We start from the raw sequence: 1,163 nt of genomic DNA, 5'->3' as shown, positions 1-1,163 counted from the left end.
GATGAGTGCGTCGCCTTGTCCGCCGCCGCCGCAGAGTGCGGCTGCGCCGATGCCGCCGCCGCGGCGTTGCAGTTCGAGGGCGAGGTGCAGGGCGATGCGGGCACCGGACATGCCCAGGGGGTGTCCGACGGCGATGGCGCCGCCGTTGACGTTGACCTTGGTGGGGTCGAGGCCGAGTTCGCGGGTGGAGGCGATCCCGACGGCGGCGAACGCTTCGTTGATTTCGACGAGGTCGAGGTCGGTGGGGTCGATACCTTCCTTGGCGCAGGCCTTCGCGATGGCGCGGGCGGGCTGGGACTGGAGGGTGGAGTCCGGTCCGGCGACGACGCCGTGGGCACCGATTTCCGCGATCCAGGTCAGGCCGAGTTCTTCGGCCTTGGTTTTGCTCATCACCACGACGGCGGCGGCGCCGTCGGAGATCGGGGAGGCGGAGCCGGCGGTGATGGTGCCGTCCTTGCTGAACGCGGGACGCAGTTTGCCGAGGGATTCGGTGGTGGTGTCGGCGCGGATGCCTTCGTCCTGGGCGAAGACGATGGGGTCGCCCTTGCGTTGGGGGATGGAGACGGGGACGACTTCGTTGTCGAAGAGGCCGTCTTTCCAGGCGCGGGCGGCGTTCTGGTGTGAGGCGGCGGCGAAGGCGTCCTGCTCGGCGCGGGTGATGTGGGCGGTTTCTTGTTGGTTGACCTGTTCGGTGAGCAGGCCCATGGCCTGGTCGGTGAAGATGTCGTGGAGGCCGTCGTAGGCCATGTGGTCGCGCATCGTGACGTCGCCGTATTTGAAGCCTTCGCGGCTCTTTTCGAGCATGTGGGGTGCGCGGGACATCGATTCCTGCCCGCCGGCGACGACGATGTCGAATTCGCCGGCGCGGATGAGTTGGTCGGCGAGGGCGATGGCGTCGATGCCGGACAGGCACACTTTGTTGATGCTCAGGGCGGGGACGTTCATGGGGATGCCGGCGGCGACGGCGGCTTGGCGGGCGGGCATCTGGCCGGCGCCGGCGGTGAGGACCTGTCCCATGATGACGTAGTCGACCTGTTCGGGTGCGACTGAGGACTTGTCGAGGGCGCCTTTGATGGCGATGCCGCCGAGGTCGGACCCGGAGAGGTCTTTCAACGATCCGAGGAGTCGACCCATCGGGGTACGAGCTCCCGCAACAATCACAG

At 67.7% G+C, this 1,163-nt stretch carries 1 protein-coding gene; it reads right to left on the bottom strand.

The window, feature by feature from the left end; genetic code table 11:
* On the bottom strand, positions 1-1,161 hold a 1,161-nt coding region (locus tag ACWF6P_RS31795; RefSeq protein WP_452623704.1), incomplete at its 3' end, for an acetyl-CoA C-acetyltransferase.
* Positions 1,162-1,163 lie beyond the last annotated feature (2 nt).

The sequence above is a fragment of the Rhodococcus sp. NPDC055024 genome (assembly GCF_053608585.1).
Note: the sequence above shows the minus strand (reverse complement) of the source record. Positions and strands in the feature narration are given on the sequence as shown.